Origin of the sequence: Methanoculleus methanifontis (assembly GCF_030464365.1) — an archaeon.
GTDB classification, from domain to species: Archaea; Halobacteriota; Methanomicrobia; order Methanomicrobiales; family Methanoculleaceae; genus Methanoculleus; species Methanoculleus methanifontis.
Map to the genome: position 1 here is coordinate 105633 of NZ_VCYI01000005.1, position 18233 is coordinate 123865.

An 18233-nucleotide genomic window follows, 5' to 3' on the forward strand; every position below is an offset into this window, starting at 1 on the left:
GATCTCGGGGCGGATAGAGGTATCCCTGCTCTACCAGATAGCGGAATGGAGGTCGTCATCACGCAAAAACCCCCGAAACGACCGGGTGCCCTGCACCGCGTCGATGACCAGCGGTTTCGTCGCCCTCATGAAGGCCGCGAGCGGTGCATGCATCCGAACGTCGAGAGAGCGGTAGACGAAGTTTCGGAGCGCTGTCTCCGCCCGCAGTTCAGGGATGAGGCGCCGATGGAGGAGGGCGGCGTAGGTTCCGGCGAGCGGTGCTCCGGCGGCCAGGTGGCGATCGATGGCGTGGGCGGCGAGTTCCGCCGTCCGGTGGGCGTAAAAGATCCCCTCCCCGAGGAGCGGGGCCGTAAACCCGGCCGCATCACCGACGAGAACCGTCCCCTCATAGGCCGGCGAAGAGACGTAGTTCCCGAGCGGCAGGGAGTATCCCGCTGGTTTCCGGTCGGCGAACGCGGAGAACCCGACGGTCTTGAGGAACGCCCTGAACGTATCGCGGAGATTGTTCCCGTTTGCCGATAGCAGTCCCCCGATCCCCACGATGATCGCCTCCCTGTTCGGAAAGACCCAGCCGTAGCCCCACCGGCAGGCGGCAAGAACCAGGTGGGGCGTCGCGAGGTCGTCATCCAGGCGGATCGGCCCGTCCTCGTCTACGAGCGCCTCCGCCTCCCCGCGTGGGATCGCGAGTTCCAGCGTCCACCCGAGGTTGCTCTGCCAGCGCTCCCTGTCGACGACGCCCTCCGGGAGGGTCCGTCTGACCCGGCTGTGAACCCCGTCCGCCCCGACGATCACCCGGGCGGAATACCGGTCGCCGTCCGACGTCGTGACGGTCCGGCGGGCGTGGTCGATCCCTGCTGCTTCCGCGCCCGTGTGGACTTCCGCCCCTGCCCGTGCCGCCATCTTTGCAAGAAAAGCGTCGTAGCGTTCCCTGCCGGTGAAGTAGACCGGTTCATCAAGGTCTTCGGCGAAGATGCGCCTGCTCCCGATGTAGAGCGCGTACCCCGTCCCGGTGAAGTCGATCAGCCCTTCCTGCCGGAGGGCCGGAACCGGGAGGGAAAAGACCCGGTCGAGAAACCGGACGGTCTTCTGGCTGAGGCAGCCCCCGCAGATCTTGTTCCGCGGATATGCCTCTCTCTCAAGGAGCGCCACGCTGTGTCCGGCCTCCGCGAGCAGGCAGGCGGCGGTGCTCCCGGCGGGTCCGCCGCCGACGACGACCGCATCGTATTCGGGCCGACCCTTCATCTCCTCTCTCCTCGCGATGGTAGAGTCCGGCAGAGGTCATATCTCTTTCCCCCGGAAGAGGAGACCGGTCCCGGACACTTTCACCCTCCGCGGAGCAGGCTCTTTTACTTACGGGCCGATGCTTCCGGTATGTCCGTCGCGGAGCAGAAACTCACCTACCTCACCACGGCCGGACGTTTCGACATCTGCAGCCCGGGCGAGTGCCTGCAACTCCTCCCGGTCGCGGTCGAGACCAGAGAGGTCTCTCCAGCGCCGGAAATTCTGCCCGTTCCGCTCGATACCCTTCGTGCATCCCAAGAAGCCCCTGACGGTCTCGAAAACCCGAATGCGCGAACCGTGGTCGGCCCCTATATATCCTACAACCGTCGGACGGGCGGGTGCGGGCGGATGTTCAAGATGCTTCTCAACGGCACCTGCTCCTACGACTGCGCCTACTGCCCCGTCCGCCTCCAGCGTGAGCCGGTAAGTTACTCCCCCCGGGAGTTCGCCGATACCTACCTCCGCCTCTGGCGGGACGAACTCGTGGAAGGACTCTTCCTCAGTTCCGGCATCCCCCGGGACGTCGACTGTGTGATGCACGACCTCGTGGAGACGGGGGAGACCCTGCGGCGCCGGGGCTACGACGGCTACCTTCACCTGAAGATCCTTCCCGGCGCAACCCGGGCGGACATCCACGACGCCGCACGCGTGGCCGATCGGATCAGCATCAACCTGGAGACGACCTCGCCCGACCGCCTCGGGGGTATCGCCGGGGTGAAGGACTACCGGCAGGATATCCTGAAGCGCCAGTCGTGGGTAGCGGAGGAGAAGCCCGGCGGTCACACCACGCAGTTCGTCGTCGGGGCTGCGGACGAGACCGACGCGGAGATCCTCTCCTGCCTCACCGACCAGTACCGGCGGGTCCGGCCTTCCCGGGTCTACTTCTCGGCGTTCCGCTCCCTCCCCCGGACTCCCCTCGCATCGCACCCCGATACGCCGGCGTGGCGGGCGCGGCGGTGGTACCAGGCCGACTACCTGCTCCGGGATTATGGGATCACGGCCGACGAACTCCGGGCTGCCCTCGACGAGGAGGGGTTCTTCGCAAACCGCGACCCGAAAGCGGTTCTTGCGGCCGGGAACGCGCCGGTGAACGTCAACCTCGCCCCGCGCCGCGACCTCCTCCGCGTCCCCGGGATCGGGCCGAAGGCCGCGGACCGGATCCTCAGCCTGCGGAGGGTGCGCCCGTTCACCGGCCCGGCCGACCTTACGCGTGCCGGTATCCGGGGGAAGGCCGCCGGGTGCCATCTCGTATTCAGTGAACGGGACACCATTCAGACGAAACTCTTCTCGTAACTGCCGATCCGGTTTTTGAAAAAAAGTGGGGTTACCTGACCTTCCCGAACTCCGTGCTCACGTCTGCGGCCGACCGGTAATCTTTCTCCTCGAATCGCTCGAGCGCCGCGATCACGGTCTCCGGCGCATCGTTCTTCCGGGCGTGGGTTATGAGGTCCTGCCTGCCCGCCGGGTAGTCCATGCCCTTGAGGTAGACCTGCAGGTCGGCGGCCGAAAGGTGAGTCAGAGACGGCTGCCGCGCCCCGGTCTCGCGAACCTCCCCGGACGGCGTCTCGATTCCAGTCGGCTGTCGGGTGCGGGCCTCCCCGCCGAACTCCGCGCTCACGTCGGCAGCCGAACGGTACGTCCGGTCGGGGAACCCTTCGAGCGTCGTGAGTACGCTCTCCGGGGCATCGTTCTTCCGGGCGTGGGTAATGAGATCCTGTCTCCCTGCCGGGTAGTTCATGCCCGCAAGATAGACCTGCAGGCCTGCTGCCGAGAGACGCCCGGGAGCGGGTTCCATCGTCGTGGGCCGTTCGGGCTCACGTGGCGTGGTTGCGGTAACGGGCACCGTCGTCGTGACCCTGCCCACTTCCACGTCCTCGGCCTTCATCATGGACTCAAGCGTGGGCGCATGCGCCTCCGTCACCGGCCGGGTCTCAACCTCCTCGACAGCAGTCTCGCGGGGCGGAGCCGGCGTTACGGGCACCGCCGTCCGCTCCCGGGTTTCTTCCACCTCCTCGGCCCGTATCGCCATCCCTTCCCGGGGCGCCCGCTCCCGCACCTCCACCCGCTCCGTCGTGACGACCTCGCGGGGCGGCGGCTCTGTCTGGGTCACGGCCCGGGCCTCCTCCTGGCTCGGCGGGCCCATGGGGCGTCTCGACTCGATCAGACCCCAGTTCGCTTCTCTCGGCCAATCCCCCTCCGAGAACCCGGGTTCGTTCTCGAGCCGGTACTTGCTGATGTTCACCAAGAAGACATCGTCCCCCGGCCGGTAGACCATGGCCTCGATGGGGATTGCGAAGTGCTTCGCTCCAAGGCCGAACATGCCACCCGTCCTGAGCACCGCGTATGCCACTCTTCCCGTGGGCAGGCCGACCCGCAGGCTCGATATCTCGCCGAGGTCATACCCTTCCGGGTTCTTCACCCGTTTCCCCACAACATCTTCGGATGAGAAGAACTCCTGCCCCTCCGTCCTTCGCACCTGCTGCTCCAGAATCGTTTCAGCCATTGCAACCACCATATCCCTGGCGTGTATTCGAAGGCGATCTTCACCTTCGCGCAGAGCGCGCGATGCGTGTTTCGACTATTTAACAGTTCCCCGGTTCCGGTACCGGGGTACCGGCGAAGAGTTCTCCGCCGCAGAAAGGGTGTGCCGGGGAGGTTGGGTGAGGTGTTTCCCGGCTGCTGCCCGTAGCGGCGGATCCGCTCCGTCACCTGACCTTTCCAAACTCCGTGCTCACATCTGCCGCCGACTGGTATGTCCGGTCGGAGAAGCTCTCGATCGCCGTGATCACGTCCAGGGGAGCGTCGTTCTTCCGGGCCTGGGCGACGATCTCCTGTTTACCTGCCGGGTAATCCATACCCTTGAGGTAGAACTGCAGGTCGGCGGCGGAGAGATGGGTACGGGGTGGTACCGTCCTCCGGGCCGCGGGTGCCTCCTCGACAGGGGTTTCAGGTCGAACCACCTCCTCTCTCCGGACCTCCTCTGCACTGATCTCGGGCTCCGGCCGCGTCTCCATCCCGACCGGCTGTTCCCCGCGGACCTCCCTCCCGAACTCCGTGCTCACGTCGGCGGCCGACTGGTATGTCCGGTCGGAGAAGCCCTCGATCGCTGCAATCACATCCTGCGGGGCATTGTTCTTCCGGGCCTGAGCGGCGACCTCCTGCCTCCCTGCCGGGTAGTCCATGCCCTTGAGGTAGACCTGCAGATCGGCTGCAGAGAGATGGGTGCGGGGCGGTACCGTCCTCCGTGCTGCGGGTGCCTCCTCGCGGATCTCCTCCACAGTAGTCTCGCGGACCTCCCTTGCAGGCACCTCGATCCCGGTCGGCTGCCGGGTGCGGGCCTCGCTGCCAAACTCTTCACGCACGTCGGCGGGCGACCGGTACGCCCGGTCGTTGAAGTTCTCAAGTACCGAGACCACACCCTGCGGCGCGTCGCTCTGCCGGGCCCGGGTTATGAGATCCTGTTTGCTCGCCGGGTAGTTCATGCCCGCCAGATAGGTCTGCAGGCCGGCGGCCGAGAGACGCCCGGCGGAAGGCCCCGGGGTCATCAGTGACCGTTCGGGTCCCGTTGCCGGCCGAGCCTCCATCGTGGCTGCCGGTTCTCTCCGGACCTCCTCGACGACGGTCTCACGGGGTGGCGTCTCGACTATCCGTTCCCTCCTGACCTCCCTGACGCCGGCCCCCGAGGGCGGCGGGCCCTCCGTCATCACCGGCCGTTCCTCGACACGCTGCGTTGCCGGTTGACCTCCCCATCCGGCTGCGACCGTCTGGACGGGCGGCGGCGTCGGAACGATCCGCTCTCCGCCAGAGGGCGTAGTCTCCGGCGGTGCCGCAGTCTCTGCCGCCCGGGACGGCGGCACCTCCCTCTCTGTTACCGGGACCGGGGGTGCCGCTGCCGTTGCCGCAGCCGCACGTGCCGGGGGCGGTGTCCGAACCAGATTCCAGTTCGCCTCGTTCGGCATCCTGTCCCGGGAGAACCCCGGAGAGCTATCCAGTGTCCGCTTGTCCGCGTCCACGATAGCGCTCCTTTCACCGGGGCGGGTCTGAACCGCCTCCCAGGGGATGGCGAAATGCTTCTCGCCGAACCCGAGAATCCCACCGTAAGAGAGCACGGCGTACGCGATGCAGCCGCTGTCGCGGTCTATCGCGACATCACTGATATCACCGAGGTTTTCTCCTTCTGTGTTTCGCACCTTGATGTCGCGGATGTCGTACGCACGCATCAGGTTCACCGTCTCCTCCCGCCGCGGCCTGGTCTCCAGTACCGATCCCGTCTGTTGTTCAGCCATCGTATCTCCCTCCAACTATTCTCGAAGGGGTATCCCTTCAAGGCGGGGGAGTAGAGGATCGAGGATACTTAAGGGTTTCCGGCTCAGAGAGATCGAGCTGTTTCAGCCAGGAGAAGGAAGAATGGGGGCGGATGCCAGCCCAAACCTTACGGCCGGGCGTAACGGAGGATGAGCTCGGTCGCCGCCCTGATATCCTGCCCCTGCTTCCTTGCCTCGGCGAGGTAGGTGTTGTAGACCTCGTCGGTCACGAGCCGCAGCTGCGGGCGGAAGAGGTCGGCGTGCATCATCAGGTCAAAGCACCGCGCTTCGCTCTCGGTGAGACCGAGCGCCCGGTACTCCCCGGTGTGCGGTAAGAATGCCGGGTTTTTGTCACGGGGCGTCCTGACCACGAGGTCGGCGAGCGGTGTCGCCGGGATAGGCTCGGCGCTGCTCACGAAGACGTCGTCGAGGGAGAGCGCAGCGATGAGATCCTTCGTCGCCTCGTAGTCCCGCTCCGTCTCCCCGGGGTAGCCGACGATGAAACTCCCCGCAACCCGGAGGCCATGCTCCCGGCACCGCTCCACCGCCTCCTTGACCTGCCGGACGGTCGCGCCCTTGCCCATCAGCCTGAGCACCCGCTCGCTCCCCGACTCGATCCCGAAGAAGACCCACCCGATGGTGTACTGCCGGACGGCGTCCAGGATCTCGTCGGTGATGCAGTCGACGCGGATGTCCGGGGAGGAGACGTTCTTTTGTCCCATCACCTCCGCCATCGAACGAAGGAGGGCGATGAAAGCTTCCGGGTTCATCTCCCCGCCGGTGGAGCCGTAGAGCGATCCCGTCCCCCCGGAGACCGAGAGCCTTGTCGCTCCGTGCGCCGCAAAGGCCTTCACCTCCTCGATGATGCTTCCGAGCGGGCGGCTCCGGACCGCCCTCCCGAAGAACCGGGGGACCTGGCAGAAGGTGCACCCCCCGATGCACCCCCGATGGGTCTCGATGTAGGCGCTCGCTCCCCTGACGCTCTGGCTCCCGATGTCGTCCGGGATCAGGGGGAGCGGACGATCCATCGACGCCGGTGGAGCGGGCGGCGTCACGACCGGCCGGTCGGCGTCGAGGAACGCGATCCCCAAAAGATCGGGCGACACCCCTTCTTCGACGAGCCGCACCACCGTCTCCTCACCCTCGCCGACGACCACCGCGTCGGGGGCGAGCTCCCCGAGCACCATCTCCGGAGCGGCCGAGACCGGCCCCCCGATGTAAACCTTACCCCCCTGCTCGCGGTGAGTCCGGACCAGGTCCCGGATCGCGGGGTCGAGGAGGTGCTGGGTCGAGAAGAGGCTCATCAGCAGGACCGAGTCGGCCGGCACGGCGGGCGTCCGGGTGAGGGTTACCCTGTGTCCTGCGTCGCGGAGGACACCGCCGATCAGCATGGCGCCGTAGGTGTAGATGCCGGGGGAGAGGATCGTGATCTCCATGATACAGTATCGCCGGAACAGTATACAAAAGGTAGTGATCTGCCGGTCAGAGCGGCGCGGGCTGCCTGAACCGCCGGGCCTCGGCGACGGTATGGGCGGCCCTGTCCGATGCAGCGATCAACCGTGCCTGGAGTCGCATGATGTCGGCGATGATGGGTTGCGGGTGCTTCTCCAGCGCCTCCGCGACAACGGTGCGGGCCTCCCGGAACCTCCCCGCCCTGCGGAGCAGATCGGCGAGAACGGCTTCGTCTGCCCCCTCAAGGGCGGCCAGGCGCTCGCCCTTCTCCCACGCCCGCCGCAGCAGGTCGGCAGCACGCTTCCGGCAGATCCGGGCGGGCACATCCTCCCCCTCGTCGTCGCAGACCCAGGCGGCATGGAGGGACGCCCACGCTGCCTGGGCCGGGGCACCGAGATCCTCCTGGATGATTGACCAGCAGAGGAAGGTGTTTGCGATATTCGGAAACTTCCGGGCGTCGAGTTGCCAGCGGTAGCGCGGGAGTTTCGCCACGTCGGCCGCCCCTTTTGGGGCCTTGCCCGGGTCGGGTGCACAGTAGCCGCAGGACGGGCACCGTTTCACCCATGCGTAGATGGTGGACCGCAGCGGCTCGGCGGGGCGGGTGTCGAGGTCGCGCGACCCGACGCTGCCCGTGGCCTCGGGAATGGTGAACCGGCAGGCCTCGCCGCAGACTGCGCAGGTGGTATTGAGGTGACGGAGGGGGATCATCGATGGGCTGAATGACCTATCCGCCGATATATAGTTTGCCCACGATGGAATGCGGCGAGATGACGGCTACGCTGGAACCCCTTCCCCGACCCGGCGGGCGTAGGCCGTTACCGCCCACCCGAGGAGCGCCGTTACGCCCGCGACCAGAAGAAGGATCAGCCAGTGGACGGGACCGGCGGTGTCCACCGCGAGCCTGACCATGAGGTTCAAGGGGTTGTAGGGGACGGCCATGACGAGGAGGAAGACCACGACGAGCGCGGTCGAGAAGATGAACTGGGCGCTCGTCCGTTCGCGGTAGTGGAGCGCCACGAGAGCTCCGAGCAGGATGAGGAAGAGCCCGCCCGCCGAGGCGTGGAGGAGGATCGCGGCGGCGTTATCGACCGCGATGCCGTTGAACCCGAGGAGGAGGAGCCAGGCTCCGGCCTGAACCGGGACCAGAACCTCGCAGGCGGCAACCTTCCCCCAGACCATCTCCGCGAACGTGACCGGCGTCGACATGAGCGTCTCGAGCGTCTGGCGCTGGTATTCTTCGGTGATGAGGTCGATGATCAGGGCGGCCGAGACGATCGCCGGGAGAAGGACGAGCAGCGGAATGAGGAGGCCGTAGACGAACTCGAAGAAGTTCTCGCCGCCGCCGGACTCGGGGAAGTTCAGCGAGACCGGGAAGGCGGTCATCCGGTCGGCCCGGACCTCCCGCAGTTCCTTCTCGTAGCCCTGGAGCACCTCTTTTACCTTGACGTTGATGACGCTCGACTGCAGGTCGTTCTGGATGAGATAGAGCGTGACCATGACCGGCCCCTCGGCGTCGGGCGGGGTGTCCGGGACGTAAACCACCGCCGAGACCGCTCGTTCGCGGAGCGCCGCAAGCGCCTGGCTGAGATCCATCCGGTGGAGGATGAGGTCGTCTCTCTTCTCGAACTCGTCGATGAGCGGTGAGTCCGCCCCTGCGTAGCCGACGCCGTAGGTGACCGTCGAGTAGCCCTCGATCGCCTCCGGGTCGTACATGGCGGTGAGCCCCACCATCAGAAACGACGAGAACATCGCGATGAAGACCTGCAGGAGGATCGCAAAGACGATCGTCTTCTCCGACGAGAGACCCAGGAGTTCTTTCTTCGCGATAAGGCCGATGTTTCGTCTTTTCACAGGAGCGCCCCCATCAGGAAGTAGAGGTTGTAGAGACTGTGCACCATGCACGCCGCGATGAGCCCCGGCCCGTAACCCTGCCGCCCCCAGAGCAGGAGGAAACCGCCGGTGACGAGCACTCCCGCGATGTGGAGGAGGAGCGGCATCCAGAGCACCTGGAGGGAGAGGAAGAGGACGCTCCCGAAGATCGACTCGGTGATCTGGGCGAGCGTGGCGAAGAGGAGGAGTTTTTCACCGGCCAGGAACCCGAACCCGATCGCGACCGCCCCGAGGAGCAGGTTCTTCGGCGTCAGGAACCCGGGCCGCTCCCGTGCCACCGCGTAAAGCCCGATCGACTTCGCGAACTCCTCGATGAACGCCGCGGAGACGGTCAGGAGAACGAGAGAGAGCGGCATCGGGATGTTGAAGAAGAGGACAAGCGTCAGCATCTGGGCCATGAAGACGAACGGTATCGTGAAACCGGCGATCAGGAAGAGCGAGAGGTGCGGGTGGTCGCGACTTATCCCGCCCGAGACGAAGTCCGCGAGCCTCGATGCAAGCGGCTTCTGCGAGAAGAGGCGTTCCTCGCGGAAATTCGCGATGCCGACGTAGAAGAGGATGATGCTCGTTGCAAAGAAGAGCACGGTCGAGTAGACATACTCCATGGCGGTGAACCCGTCACCCTGGATATCGAGGACGACCAGGGTGAGGGGCGAGATGATGCTGATGACGTGGGTGTTCGCAAAGACCGTCGGGAAGAAGAGGTACGACGTGGCGAGGGTCGAGAAGAAGATCGAGACGAACGAGAGTTCCTTGAAACTCCGGGAGGCCATCCCGATGATCAGGGCGTTTGCGAGGAAAAAGAGGATGACCGGGAGGAGCGGGAGGAGGATTGTCATCGGCGCTCCGGCAAAGAGGGTGATCGCGACGGCGATGAGGAGCATGATCGTGAAGTAGGGGAGCGCTTTGCCGACGACGATCGCGGCCGGCCGGACGGGAGTGGAGAGGAGGGCTTCCCCGGCCCTTCCCACCCGCTCGTTCATCACGCTCATCATGAAGAACTGCGAGGTGAAGTAGAGCGGGAAGATGAAGACGAATACCAGGATGATTGCATCGAAAGGAAGCGGTGGAGAGAGCTCCGAGGGCGTCCTGAACTGCTCCATGGCGGAATCGCCCGAGATGACGCCGGTGTAGCGCTCGATGGGGTGTCCGCTCCCCGTGTCGGCGAGGTGCTCCCGAAGGACGTCCTCGGAGATGGGCATTGCCGACGCCGGCGGTGTCACCGTTTCGACCGGGCCGGGGGGAGCAGGAGGTCTTCCGGTATCCGCCGGGGCACCGACCTGCTGCCCGCTCTGGGTCGCCAGGAAGTCGATCTCACTCTTTACGTATTGCAGGTCTATCCAGAGCGGGTAGGCGGCGAAGAGGTCGGGTTCTCCTGCGGCCACGTAGGAGACGTAGCCATCGTAGTCACGTTCGAGCGTTTTTAGCGCCGCTCGCCCTTTGTCCGTATCGGCGGCATAGACCTCGCCGTTCAGGACGACGACGTCGTACGCGAACCGGTTCTCCCAGAGGGCCGCCCCATTGTCGAGGTAGGGAGTAAAACGGCTGTCGGGAGCGACGATCCTGGCGATCTCGGGGTCGTCGATGCCGATGCGGTACATGCCGTCCTGCATATGGACGCCGCTCTGGGCGGCAAACGCTGTTACCAACATCAGGAGGACGAGAAGCCCCGCCGCGAGCGGGAGGACGCTTCTCCCCATCGTGGTCATCGACCGGTTCATCTCCCAGGCGGCGATCGTCCGAATGGAGGAGGCAAGACTCATAGTAATCCCTGGCGGCGTTAGAGAACCATACTTCTGTGCAGCAACCTATTAGTAGGCATCGGAGACATAAGGGATACCGGATGATCACGGCCCGCTCTATTATCAAGCATTACGGCGACTTCCCGGCTCTCGACGGCGTCTCTTTCGACCTCGACGATGCACGGATACTTGGGGTTATCGGGCATAACGGCGCAGGGAAGACGACGCTCTTGAAGATCATGGCCGGCCTTATCTCGCCGACGGCAGGAAGCCTCGTCATCGACGGGGTTGACGTTGTCAGAAGGCCGCTCGACCTGAAACAGAACCTGGGGTACCTCCCCGAAGAGTCGCGTCTCTACGAGACGATGACCACGGACGCGTACCTCGCGTTCTTCGGTGAGATCTACGGTCTAACGAAAGCGGCTATCCGGGACCGGCGTGACGAACTCCTCGATTCGCTCGCGCTCGATGCGGACAACAAGAAGATCGGGGAACTCTCGAAGGGGATGAAGCGGAAGGTCGCGATCGCGCGGTCGCTGATGCACGATCCGGGGCTGCTCATCTACGACGAGCCCACCTCCGGTCTCGACCCCATGACCTCGCGGTCGGTGCTCGACTACGTCAAGGATCTCCGCGAACGGGGCAAGACGGTGATCTTCTCCGCCCACAACCTCTTCCAGGTGGAGGAAGCCTGCGACCACGTCCTGATCCTGCGCCGGGGGAAGGTGGTGGCGAAAGGCACCATGCCCGAACTCCGGGAGACCTTCGGCTCGCTCACCTACCAGGTCTTCTTCCGGGTGCCCGATCCGGCGACGTTCGCGACAGCGATCGATTATGCGGCCTCCGACGGCCGGTACCTTGCCGAGGCGCGTTCCGTCGAAGAACTGAACCGGACGACCGCGGTGCTTGCGGCCGACGGTGCGACGATCGAGCGGATCGAGTCCCATTACCCGACGCTCGAAGAGATGCTCTTGAAGATCGGGCAGTAAGCCCGGGCCGGCGCGGGACGGCGCCGTGCCGATGAGTGGAGTATTCCAGCCCCCTGCACCTGGGAACCGCGGCCCCCACTCTACCGGCGTGAAGTGTCGAGAATCCGCTCTTTTTTGACCCTGCCGTCTTACCTGCGTGAGGGGGTGTGAAAGAGGTATCTCGGGGCCTCTCCTTCCTGTGCAACGCTCTTGCGGGTTTTCCGCCGGGGCAGAATATATATAGCAGCGGCATATATGTGCCTTCACAACCTTGTTCCCGTTGCAGCAACCGGGCTCCCGTGAGAAAACCCGGCTCGGGCGGAGGGCGGCGGGGGTTGGTCGGACGACCGGGCGTCCCGTCCGTAATGGAGAAACCGCTCTGCGGAGTATGAACGCGCGAACCGAATGTAACCGAAGATCATCTCGGGTGCAAGGATGGGAAAAATCGGGTGTTCGACGGGCCTGAAGGGATTTGAACCCTTGGCCTACGGATTAAGAGTCCGTCGCTCTGCCAACTAAGCTACAGGCCCATACGTCTGACCTAACAGTGTTGCATGGGAAAAGGTATAAACTTTATGGAACCTCCCCAAAAATCGCCGAAATGGAATCCCTTAATACCATGAGAAGTTACACCATTGTACGCATGCCTGAGGCGGTCCAGAACGTTTCAAAGGAACGTATCAAATACATCATTCTTGGCTGCGGGAGCACCGGCTATAACGTCGCCGAGGAGCTCGAGCAGGAGAGCGAAGATCTCATCATCGTCGATAAGAACGAGAAGCGGGTGGAAGACCTTCGCGATCAGAAGTACGAAGCGCTCGTTCGCGACCTCCTTGACCCGGGTTTCATGGAAGGGCTGCCCGTGCCGGAGGTCGCGTTCATCCTCGCGAACGACCGGGAGGCCAACCTGACCGCGCTCAAAACCGTCAAGAACCGGTACCCGGCGACATACGTCATCGCACGCGCCACCGACCCGGTCAGCGTCGACCTCCTCCACCAGGAAGGCGCCGATATCGTCCTCTACCCACAGGAGGTGGTTGCGAGAACCGCCATCCACCACATCAGGAAGCTCCAATCATCGAGGCTCGCCCTGCGGCTCTACGACATGCTCGCCTCCTGGGAGGGGACGCTCTGCATCGTCACCCACTTGAACCCTGACCCCGACTCGATATCGAGCGCCATGGCGCTCTCGATGATTGCACGGCACGCGAGCCGCAACAAGCTCAACTGCCGCATCGTCTACGAAGGGGACATCGGGCACCAGGAGAACCGGGCGTTCATCAATCTCCTCGATATCAAGCTGGAGCGGCTCACCCCCCAGATCCTCGAGGAGTGCGACTACATCGCCCTGGTCGACTCGTCCGGGCCCGGCGTGAACAACGAGCTCCCCAGGTCGACCCGGGTCAACATCATCGTCGACCACCACAAGAACGGCGAGCACCCGTCCACGGTCGCTGACTTCATCGATATCAGGCCGGGGGTCGGCGCCACGGCGAGCATCATGACCCAGTACCTGATGGAACTCGATATCCCGGTGAACAAATCAGTGGCCACCGCGCTCCTGTATGGTATCCGGGCCGACACCCGCGACTTCAAGCGCAACGTCACCCCCCAGGACCTCAACTACGCGGCGTTCCTCCTCCCCCTGACCGACTCGGACCTTCTCGATAAGATCACCTCCCCCTCCATGTCGCTTGAGACGGTGGAGATCATCGGGAACGCCATCCGGAACCGCCGGCTCAAGAGCGGCTATCTCTTCTCGAACGTCGGCTACATCAGGAACCGCGACGCTCTCCCGCAGGCTGCCGATATGCTGATCCACCTCGAGGGCGTGAACACGGCGCTGGTCTACGGCATCAGCGACCGGAACATTGTCATCTCGGCGCGGAACAAGGATATCCGGCTCCATCTCGGCAACGTGATGGCCGAGGCGTTCGGGCCTATCGGTGAGGCCGGCGGGCACGCCACGATGGCGGCGGCCATGATACCGCTCAACTACTTCTCCATGGCGAAGGAGAAGGAAGGCCTGCTCGAGCTCATCATCGATCCGATCCTGAAGAGGTTCTCGAGCATCGTCGGCCTGGACGACGAGGACGGACAATGAGGTTCTCGGACTGGGAGCCTCACTACACTGCAATTTTAGAGTATTTCGGATTCGAGCGCGAGGCGGACGAGGCGGCCGCCCGGGTGCTCGCAGATCTTACCCGGCGTGACGATCTCGGGTTGCTCGAAGCGCTCATCCGGGAGAGGCCGGTGACGGTCTGCGGGAATGCACCCTCTCTCCCGGAGGAGCTCGACCGGATCGAGGGGACGGTGCTTGCTGCCGATGCGGCAGCGGAGGTGCTCGCGGATCACGGGATCCGGCCGGACGCGGTCTTCACCGACCTCGACGGGGCGACGGATATCTTCATAGACCTCTCGGAGCAGGGGACGGTGATGGTCGTGCACGCCCATGGTGACAATCTTCCGCTCCTCCGTCACTGGGTTCCGCGTATCCCCGGCCCGCTGGTCGCGACCACCCAGGCGGCACCGCTCGCGCACATCCACAACTTCGGCGGGTTCACCGACGGCGACCGGGCGGTCTTTGCCGCCGACGAACTCGGGGCGGCGAGTATCCGGATCATCGGGTTCGATCTTGCCGACAAAAACGTCGATCCCCTCAAGCGGGGAAAACTCTACTGGGCGGGGGAACTCCTGCGCCTGATCGGGTATGACCTCTAGTGGACCATCGTACCCGGCATCGCATGTGCATCGTGGCCTCGCGCGAAGCCGCGAAGGACGCGAAGGGAAGGTACCAGGGGGCATCAATTGCATGGTCTTCGCGGTTTCGCGCTCTTCGCGTGAGTCTGCCCGGGAGGGGTGAAATCGAAGATGCCGCGATCGACTAACGCCCTCATCATCGACGGCTACGTCGACGAACCCGCGTGCCTCGGCGTTTCGCCCTACGTCTCCCCGTACATCCGGGAGGTCGCCGGGGTTCTTATCGGGCATGGCTATGCTCCCCGCTACGTCACGATCGACCAGGTCCGGGCCGATCCCGCCCTTGCCACCTCGCCCGGCCGCGGCGATCTCGTGGTGATGATCGCCGGCCTGACCGTGCCGGGAGCATACATCGGGGGGAGACCCGCGACCCTGACGGAGATCCAGCAGATCGGGATCCTGCTCCGGCAGCCGACCACCGCGATCGGCGGGCCGATCGCCTTCGGCTACGCTCCCGGGGGTGGGAAGAAGGCGATCCGGCAGGCGATCGCCGGGTTCGACGTCACGCTCTCCGGATCGCCCGCGGTCGCGCTCGACTCCTGGCTCTTGGGCGGGGAGCCTGCCGGCGCGGGCGATTACTCCCTGACCGACCCCTGGGCCGCAGCGGGCGCCGGGATCATCGGTGGGCACCCGGCATTCCCCTACGTGATCTGCGAGCTCGAGACCGCGACCGGGTGTTCGCGGGCGACGGTCGGAGGATGTTCGTTCTGCACCGAACCGTTCTACGGGCTTCCGCGCTACCGGAGCATCGAGGGGATCGCGGAGGAGGTCGCGGCGCTATATGCGGCGGGTGCCCGCCATTTCAGGCTCGGCCGCCAGCCGGATCTCCTCGCCTACAAGAGCGGCGGCGGGGAGTTCCCGGTCCCCCGCCCCGAGGCGCTCGCCGAACTCTTCTCGGCCGTCCGGGAGAACGCCCCGGACTTGAAAACCCTGCACATCGACAACATCAACCCGGGCACCATCGCCCGCCACGAGGACGCGGCACGGGCGGCGCTCGAGGTGATCGTCGCCGGCCACACCCCCGGCGACACCGCGTCCTTCGGGATGGAGACCGCCGATCCCGCGGTTGTCGCGGCAAACAACCTCAAGGCAATGCCGGATGACGTCTTTCGCGCGATCGAGGTCGTGAACGAGGTCGGGGGGAAGCGGACTCGCGGCATCCCCGAGCTCCTGCCGGGCCTGAACTTCATCGTCGGCCTCGCGGGGGAGACGCCGGCGACGTTCGACGCAAACGAGGCGTTCCTCCGGCGGGTGCTCGATGCCGGTCTTCTCGTCCGGCGGGTGAACATCCGGCAGGTGATGCCGTTTGAGGGAACAAAGGCCTACACCGAGAACACCCTCGGGAAGCACGATGCCCGGTTCCGCTCCTTCAAGGAGTGGACGCGCAAGGAGTTCGACGAGCCGATGCTCCGCCGGGTCTTCCCCGTCGGCACCGTTCTTTCGGAGGTCGTCGTCGAAGTTCCCGGGAAACCGTCGTTCGGGCGGCAGATGGGCTCCTATCCCATCCTTGTCGGAATCCCGCTCGAACTCCCGGCACGGGCGGTGATCGACACCGTCGTGGTCGACTGGGGGATGCGGTCGGTGACGGCGCTTCCCTCTCCGGTCGAGGTCAACACCCTGCCGGCAGCGGCACTCCGGTGGATCCCGGGGGTGGGGAAGAAGAGGGCCGCGACCATCGCCGCCCGCCGCCCGTTCGGAAGCGTCGAAGAGTTCCGGGAGGTTGCGGGGGAGACGGGGATCGAGGGCGTGATGAGGTTTTAGGGGGGACTCTTGTGTCTGGTGTTGTATCTTTTGGCGGTGGGCTGGTGCCTTGCGGTGCCCGGATTCTGACGGTTCTATCCGATTTTCTTTAAATTGGGTTTGATTGACGTTAGAATTCCTAAATTCTTTTGGATCGTTGTTCAGTAACCATGCACGGCTTCCCGGGGAGTATCGCCACGCACTGCCCGCCCCCCTTAGGGGGGCGGGAGGAGCGCGAAGCGCGGGTGGTGGGGGGTTTCTGAGGAGGGGCTTGTAGATGCCCACGTAGGAGAGCGCTCCTATCTTGGAAAAGCCGACGGATAACGCCTGAGGCGTGATATGGCCGAAGAGTGTGAGACAGGGGAGGGGGGATGCTCCCCCCTCCCCGTCAGCCCTACCCCCAATGGCGATATCCCCTAGAAAGCCGTGCACCGGGAGAACCGATGTTCTGATAGGAAGCAGTTATCTGCAAGACCGAGAGTTTGAGGAGCTGGGAGGCATCTCAAGCCCCGTCGTTCAGTATATCGCACCTTTGGTAGGTCGCCAATCGCACCTGGCGGTGCTCCAGATCCTGCCCATCGGGCAGTCGCATTCCGGAGGAAGATTGCCTGGTCATTCCTTCTCCCGCAGTTCCATCACCCGCAGAACGTCCGTCCGGGTCACGATCCCGACCAGGTCGCCATCAGCGACCACCGGGATCCTCCCGATGTTCTGGCCGGTTATGATCCGGAGCGCGTCGATGAGCGACGCCGACGGCGGGAGGGTGGTCGGGTTCCGGGTCATGACGTCGCGCACCTGCATCGCTTCCCGGTCGATCGGCGAGGTCTTGTGGATGTCGGCGAGGGCGACGATCCCCACAAGCGACCCCCGCTCCATCACGGGAAAACCGAGGTGCTTTGTCTCATACATCATCTCCACCACCCGGGGCAGCGGCATCGTCGGCTCGACGGTAGTTACAGGACTGCTCATCGCGTCCGCCACCGTGACGTCCTGCAGCAGGATGTTGTAGCGGAGGGAGGTGGCCTCCTGGTTCGCCCCGATGTAGATGAAGAAGGCGATGAGGATCAGGATCGGGTTCAAGAGCAGGAACCCGACGAGCCCGAAGAGGACGGCAAACCCCTTCCCGACGTCGGCGGCGATCCGGGTCGCCCGGGAGAGCGGCATCCGGCGGGCGAGCCATGCCCGCAGCACCCGCCCGCCGTCCATCGGAAACGCCGGGAGGAGATTGAACCCGAAGAGCAGGACGTTCAGGAGCCCCAGGTAGCCGAAGGTGAAGATCAGGACGCCGGCGACCCCCGGGTCCAGATTGATCGCCGCAACGACGTAGACGAGGGCGGAGGAGACGATGCCGACCCCAAGGCTCGTCAGCGGCCCCGCGAGCGCCATGGGGAGCTCGATCTTCGGGTCCGGCATCGTCTCCTCCATCTGGGAGACGCCGCCGAGGATGAGAAGCGTGATGCTGTGGATCTCGATCCCCTTCGCCTTCGCGATGAGCGAGTGGGCCATCTCGTGGATGAAGACGCCGAAGAAGAGGCCGAGCGCCACGACGGTCCCGAGGATGTAGGGGTTGAACCCCGCCGTGATCAGCGTCATGTCGATCGGAACACCGAAGAGGACCGCGATCAACTCGGTCGTGAGCACGATCTGGCTCCCGATGATCCAGGCGAAGAGGGGGATCACCAGAAGGAAACTCCAGTGCAGTTTGACCGGTATTCCGGCCAGGTTTCCAATCTGTAGCGACGCTTCCATAAGAAAGAGTATCTTTTTATCATTTATAGTAATATACCTTCAGAGGATACCGATGAGAACACAGATCACAGAGATGTTCGGGTTACGCGTCTATACCGACAGGGCTGTCTTTATCGGGAATGTTGACGATGTCGTACTCGACGTGGACCAGAAGAAGATCGACGCCCTTGCAGTCGGCGAGCTCAACCCCGAGATCGGAGAGGTGAAAGGCTACACCGGGCTGCAGATACCCTTCCGCATCGTGAAGAGTGTCGGCGATATCGTCATCGTCCGCCACATTCCCGGGCTCTTCAAGTCCCCGACCAAAGAAGACTGACCACGATGTCCGGGGCTCCCTGTCGATACAA

General features: G+C 64.5%; 14 protein-coding genes and 1 tRNA gene. 6 read left to right on the top strand and 9 right to left on the bottom strand.

Going from position 1 to position 18233, the window contains the following annotated elements:
* Positions 1–30: 30 nt before the first annotated feature.
* Positions 31–1242: an NAD(P)/FAD-dependent oxidoreductase gene (locus tag FGW20_RS05335; protein WP_301677056.1), complete on the bottom strand. Its 1212-nt coding sequence runs from the start codon at positions 1240–1242 to the stop codon at positions 31–33.
* A 129-nt stretch (positions 1243–1371) separates the two neighbouring features.
* Between FGW20_RS05335 and FGW20_RS05340 the strand changes: the two genes are divergently transcribed.
* A complete protein-coding gene (locus FGW20_RS05340) occupies positions 1372–2574 on the top strand; it encodes a radical SAM protein (protein WP_301677057.1) in 1203 nt (400 codons plus the stop codon).
* 31 nt (positions 2575–2605) lie between these two features.
* Here FGW20_RS05340 and FGW20_RS05345 read toward each other — a convergent pair whose 3' ends face one another.
* The 6 genes from FGW20_RS05345 to FGW20_RS05370 all read right to left on the bottom strand — a co-directional run bounded on the left by FGW20_RS05345 (position 2606) and on the right by FGW20_RS05370 (position 10690).
* Positions 2606–3784 carry a DUF2795 domain-containing protein gene (locus tag FGW20_RS05345; RefSeq protein WP_301677058.1) on the bottom strand — a complete coding sequence of 393 codons (1179 nt, stop codon included), beginning with the start codon at positions 3782–3784 and terminating at the stop codon, positions 2606–2608.
* 202 nt (positions 3785–3986) lie between these two features.
* Positions 3987–5567, bottom strand: coding sequence for a DUF2795 domain-containing protein (locus FGW20_RS05350; RefSeq protein ID WP_301677059.1), 1581 nt, complete (start codon positions 5565–5567; stop codon positions 3987–3989).
* 146 nt (positions 5568–5713) lie between these two features.
* Positions 5714–7021, bottom strand: coding sequence for a methyl-coenzyme M reductase glutamine C-methyltransferase (locus tag FGW20_RS05355; protein ID WP_301677060.1), 1308 nt, complete (start codon positions 7019–7021; stop codon positions 5714–5716).
* Between the two features lie 46 nt (positions 7022–7067).
* Positions 7068–7745, bottom strand: coding sequence for a hypothetical protein (locus tag FGW20_RS05360; RefSeq protein WP_301677061.1), 678 nt, complete (start codon positions 7743–7745; stop codon positions 7068–7070).
* A gap of 66 nt (positions 7746–7811) precedes the next feature.
* Positions 7812–8888: an ABC transporter permease gene (locus tag FGW20_RS05365; protein ID WP_301677062.1), complete on the bottom strand. Its 1077-nt coding sequence runs from the start codon at positions 8886–8888 to the stop codon at positions 7812–7814.
* The gene (locus FGW20_RS05370; protein ID WP_301677063.1) at positions 8885–10690 is read right to left on the bottom strand and encodes a PrsW family intramembrane metalloprotease; all 1806 of its coding nucleotides are present in this window, start codon (positions 10688–10690) and stop codon (positions 8885–8887) included. The genes FGW20_RS05365 and FGW20_RS05370 overlap by 4 nt, the downstream gene beginning before the upstream one ends.
* Positions 10691–10770: 80 nt before the next feature.
* On the opposite strand from FGW20_RS05370, the gene FGW20_RS05375 reads away from it, so the two are divergent.
* Positions 10771–11658, top strand: a complete 888-nt coding sequence (locus FGW20_RS05375) for an ABC transporter ATP-binding protein (protein WP_301677064.1) — start codon at positions 10771–10773, stop codon at positions 11656–11658.
* Positions 11659–12094: 436 nt separating this feature from the next.
* On the opposite strand, the gene FGW20_RS05380 is transcribed toward FGW20_RS05375, so the two are convergent.
* Positions 12095–12167: transfer RNA gene (locus FGW20_RS05380), tRNA-Lys, on the bottom strand.
* A gap of 113 nt (positions 12168–12280) precedes the next feature.
* On the opposite strand from FGW20_RS05380, the gene FGW20_RS05385 reads away from it, so the two are divergent.
* From FGW20_RS05385 to FGW20_RS05395, 3 genes are all read left to right on the top strand, one after another.
* Entirely contained in the window at positions 12281–13741 is a 1461-nt protein-coding gene (locus tag FGW20_RS05385; protein WP_301677065.1) for a DHH family phosphoesterase, read from the top strand.
* A complete protein-coding gene (locus FGW20_RS05390) occupies positions 13738–14358 on the top strand; it encodes a 6-hydroxymethylpterin diphosphokinase MptE-like protein (protein WP_301677066.1) in 621 nt (206 codons plus the stop codon). The genes FGW20_RS05385 and FGW20_RS05390 overlap by 4 nt, the downstream gene beginning before the upstream one ends.
* Before the next feature lie 150 nt (positions 14359–14508).
* Positions 14509–16158: a radical SAM protein gene (locus FGW20_RS05395; RefSeq protein ID WP_301677067.1), complete on the top strand. Its 1650-nt coding sequence runs from the start codon at positions 14509–14511 to the stop codon at positions 16156–16158.
* 591 nt (positions 16159–16749) lie between these two features.
* Here the strand turns inward: FGW20_RS05395 and FGW20_RS05400 are convergent.
* The gene (locus FGW20_RS05400) at positions 16750–17886 is read right to left on the bottom strand and encodes a CBS domain-containing protein (RefSeq protein ID WP_301677068.1); all 1137 of its coding nucleotides are present in this window, start codon (positions 17884–17886) and stop codon (positions 16750–16752) included.
* A gap of 52 nt (positions 17887–17938) precedes the next feature.
* Between FGW20_RS05400 and FGW20_RS05405 the strand changes: the two genes are divergently transcribed.
* Positions 17939–18202: a PRC-barrel domain-containing protein gene (locus FGW20_RS05405; RefSeq protein ID WP_261596342.1), complete on the top strand. Its 264-nt coding sequence runs from the start codon at positions 17939–17941 to the stop codon at positions 18200–18202.
* Positions 18203–18233 lie beyond the last annotated feature (31 nt).

Excerpts from the sequence above, each read along its gene's own strand:
- FGW20_RS05335 (WP_301677056.1), bottom strand. The coding sequence starts at position 1,242 with ATGAAGGGTCGGCCCGAATACGATGCGGTCGTCGTCGGCGGCGGACCC.
- FGW20_RS05340 (WP_301677057.1), top strand. The coding sequence starts at position 1,372 with ATGTCCGTCGCGGAGCAGAAACTCACCTACCTCACCACGGCCGGACGT.
- FGW20_RS05345 (WP_301677058.1), bottom strand. The coding sequence starts at position 3,784 with ATGGCTGAAACGATTCTGGAGCAGCAGGTGCGAAGGACGGAGGGGCAG.
- FGW20_RS05350 (WP_301677059.1), bottom strand. The coding sequence starts at position 5,567 with ATGGCTGAACAACAGACGGGATCGGTACTGGAGACCAGGCCGCGGCGG.
- FGW20_RS05355 (WP_301677060.1), bottom strand. The coding sequence starts at position 7,021 with ATGGAGATCACGATCCTCTCCCCCGGCATCTACACCTACGGCGCCATG.
- FGW20_RS05360 (WP_301677061.1), bottom strand. The coding sequence starts at position 7,745 with ATGATCCCCCTCCGTCACCTCAATACCACCTGCGCAGTCTGCGGCGAG.
- FGW20_RS05370 (WP_301677063.1), bottom strand. The coding sequence starts at position 10,690 with ATGAGTCTTGCCTCCTCCATTCGGACGATCGCCGCCTGGGAGATGAAC.
- FGW20_RS05375 (WP_301677064.1), top strand. The coding sequence starts at position 10,771 with ATGATCACGGCCCGCTCTATTATCAAGCATTACGGCGACTTCCCGGCT.
- FGW20_RS05385 (WP_301677065.1), top strand. The coding sequence starts at position 12,281 with ATGCCTGAGGCGGTCCAGAACGTTTCAAAGGAACGTATCAAATACATC.
- FGW20_RS05390 (WP_301677066.1), top strand. The coding sequence starts at position 13,738 with ATGAGGTTCTCGGACTGGGAGCCTCACTACACTGCAATTTTAGAGTAT.
- FGW20_RS05395 (WP_301677067.1), top strand. The coding sequence starts at position 14,509 with ATGCCGCGATCGACTAACGCCCTCATCATCGACGGCTACGTCGACGAA.
- FGW20_RS05400 (WP_301677068.1), bottom strand. The coding sequence starts at position 17,886 with ATGGAAGCGTCGCTACAGATTGGAAACCTGGCCGGAATACCGGTCAAA.
- FGW20_RS05405 (WP_261596342.1), top strand. The coding sequence starts at position 17,939 with ATGAGAACACAGATCACAGAGATGTTCGGGTTACGCGTCTATACCGAC.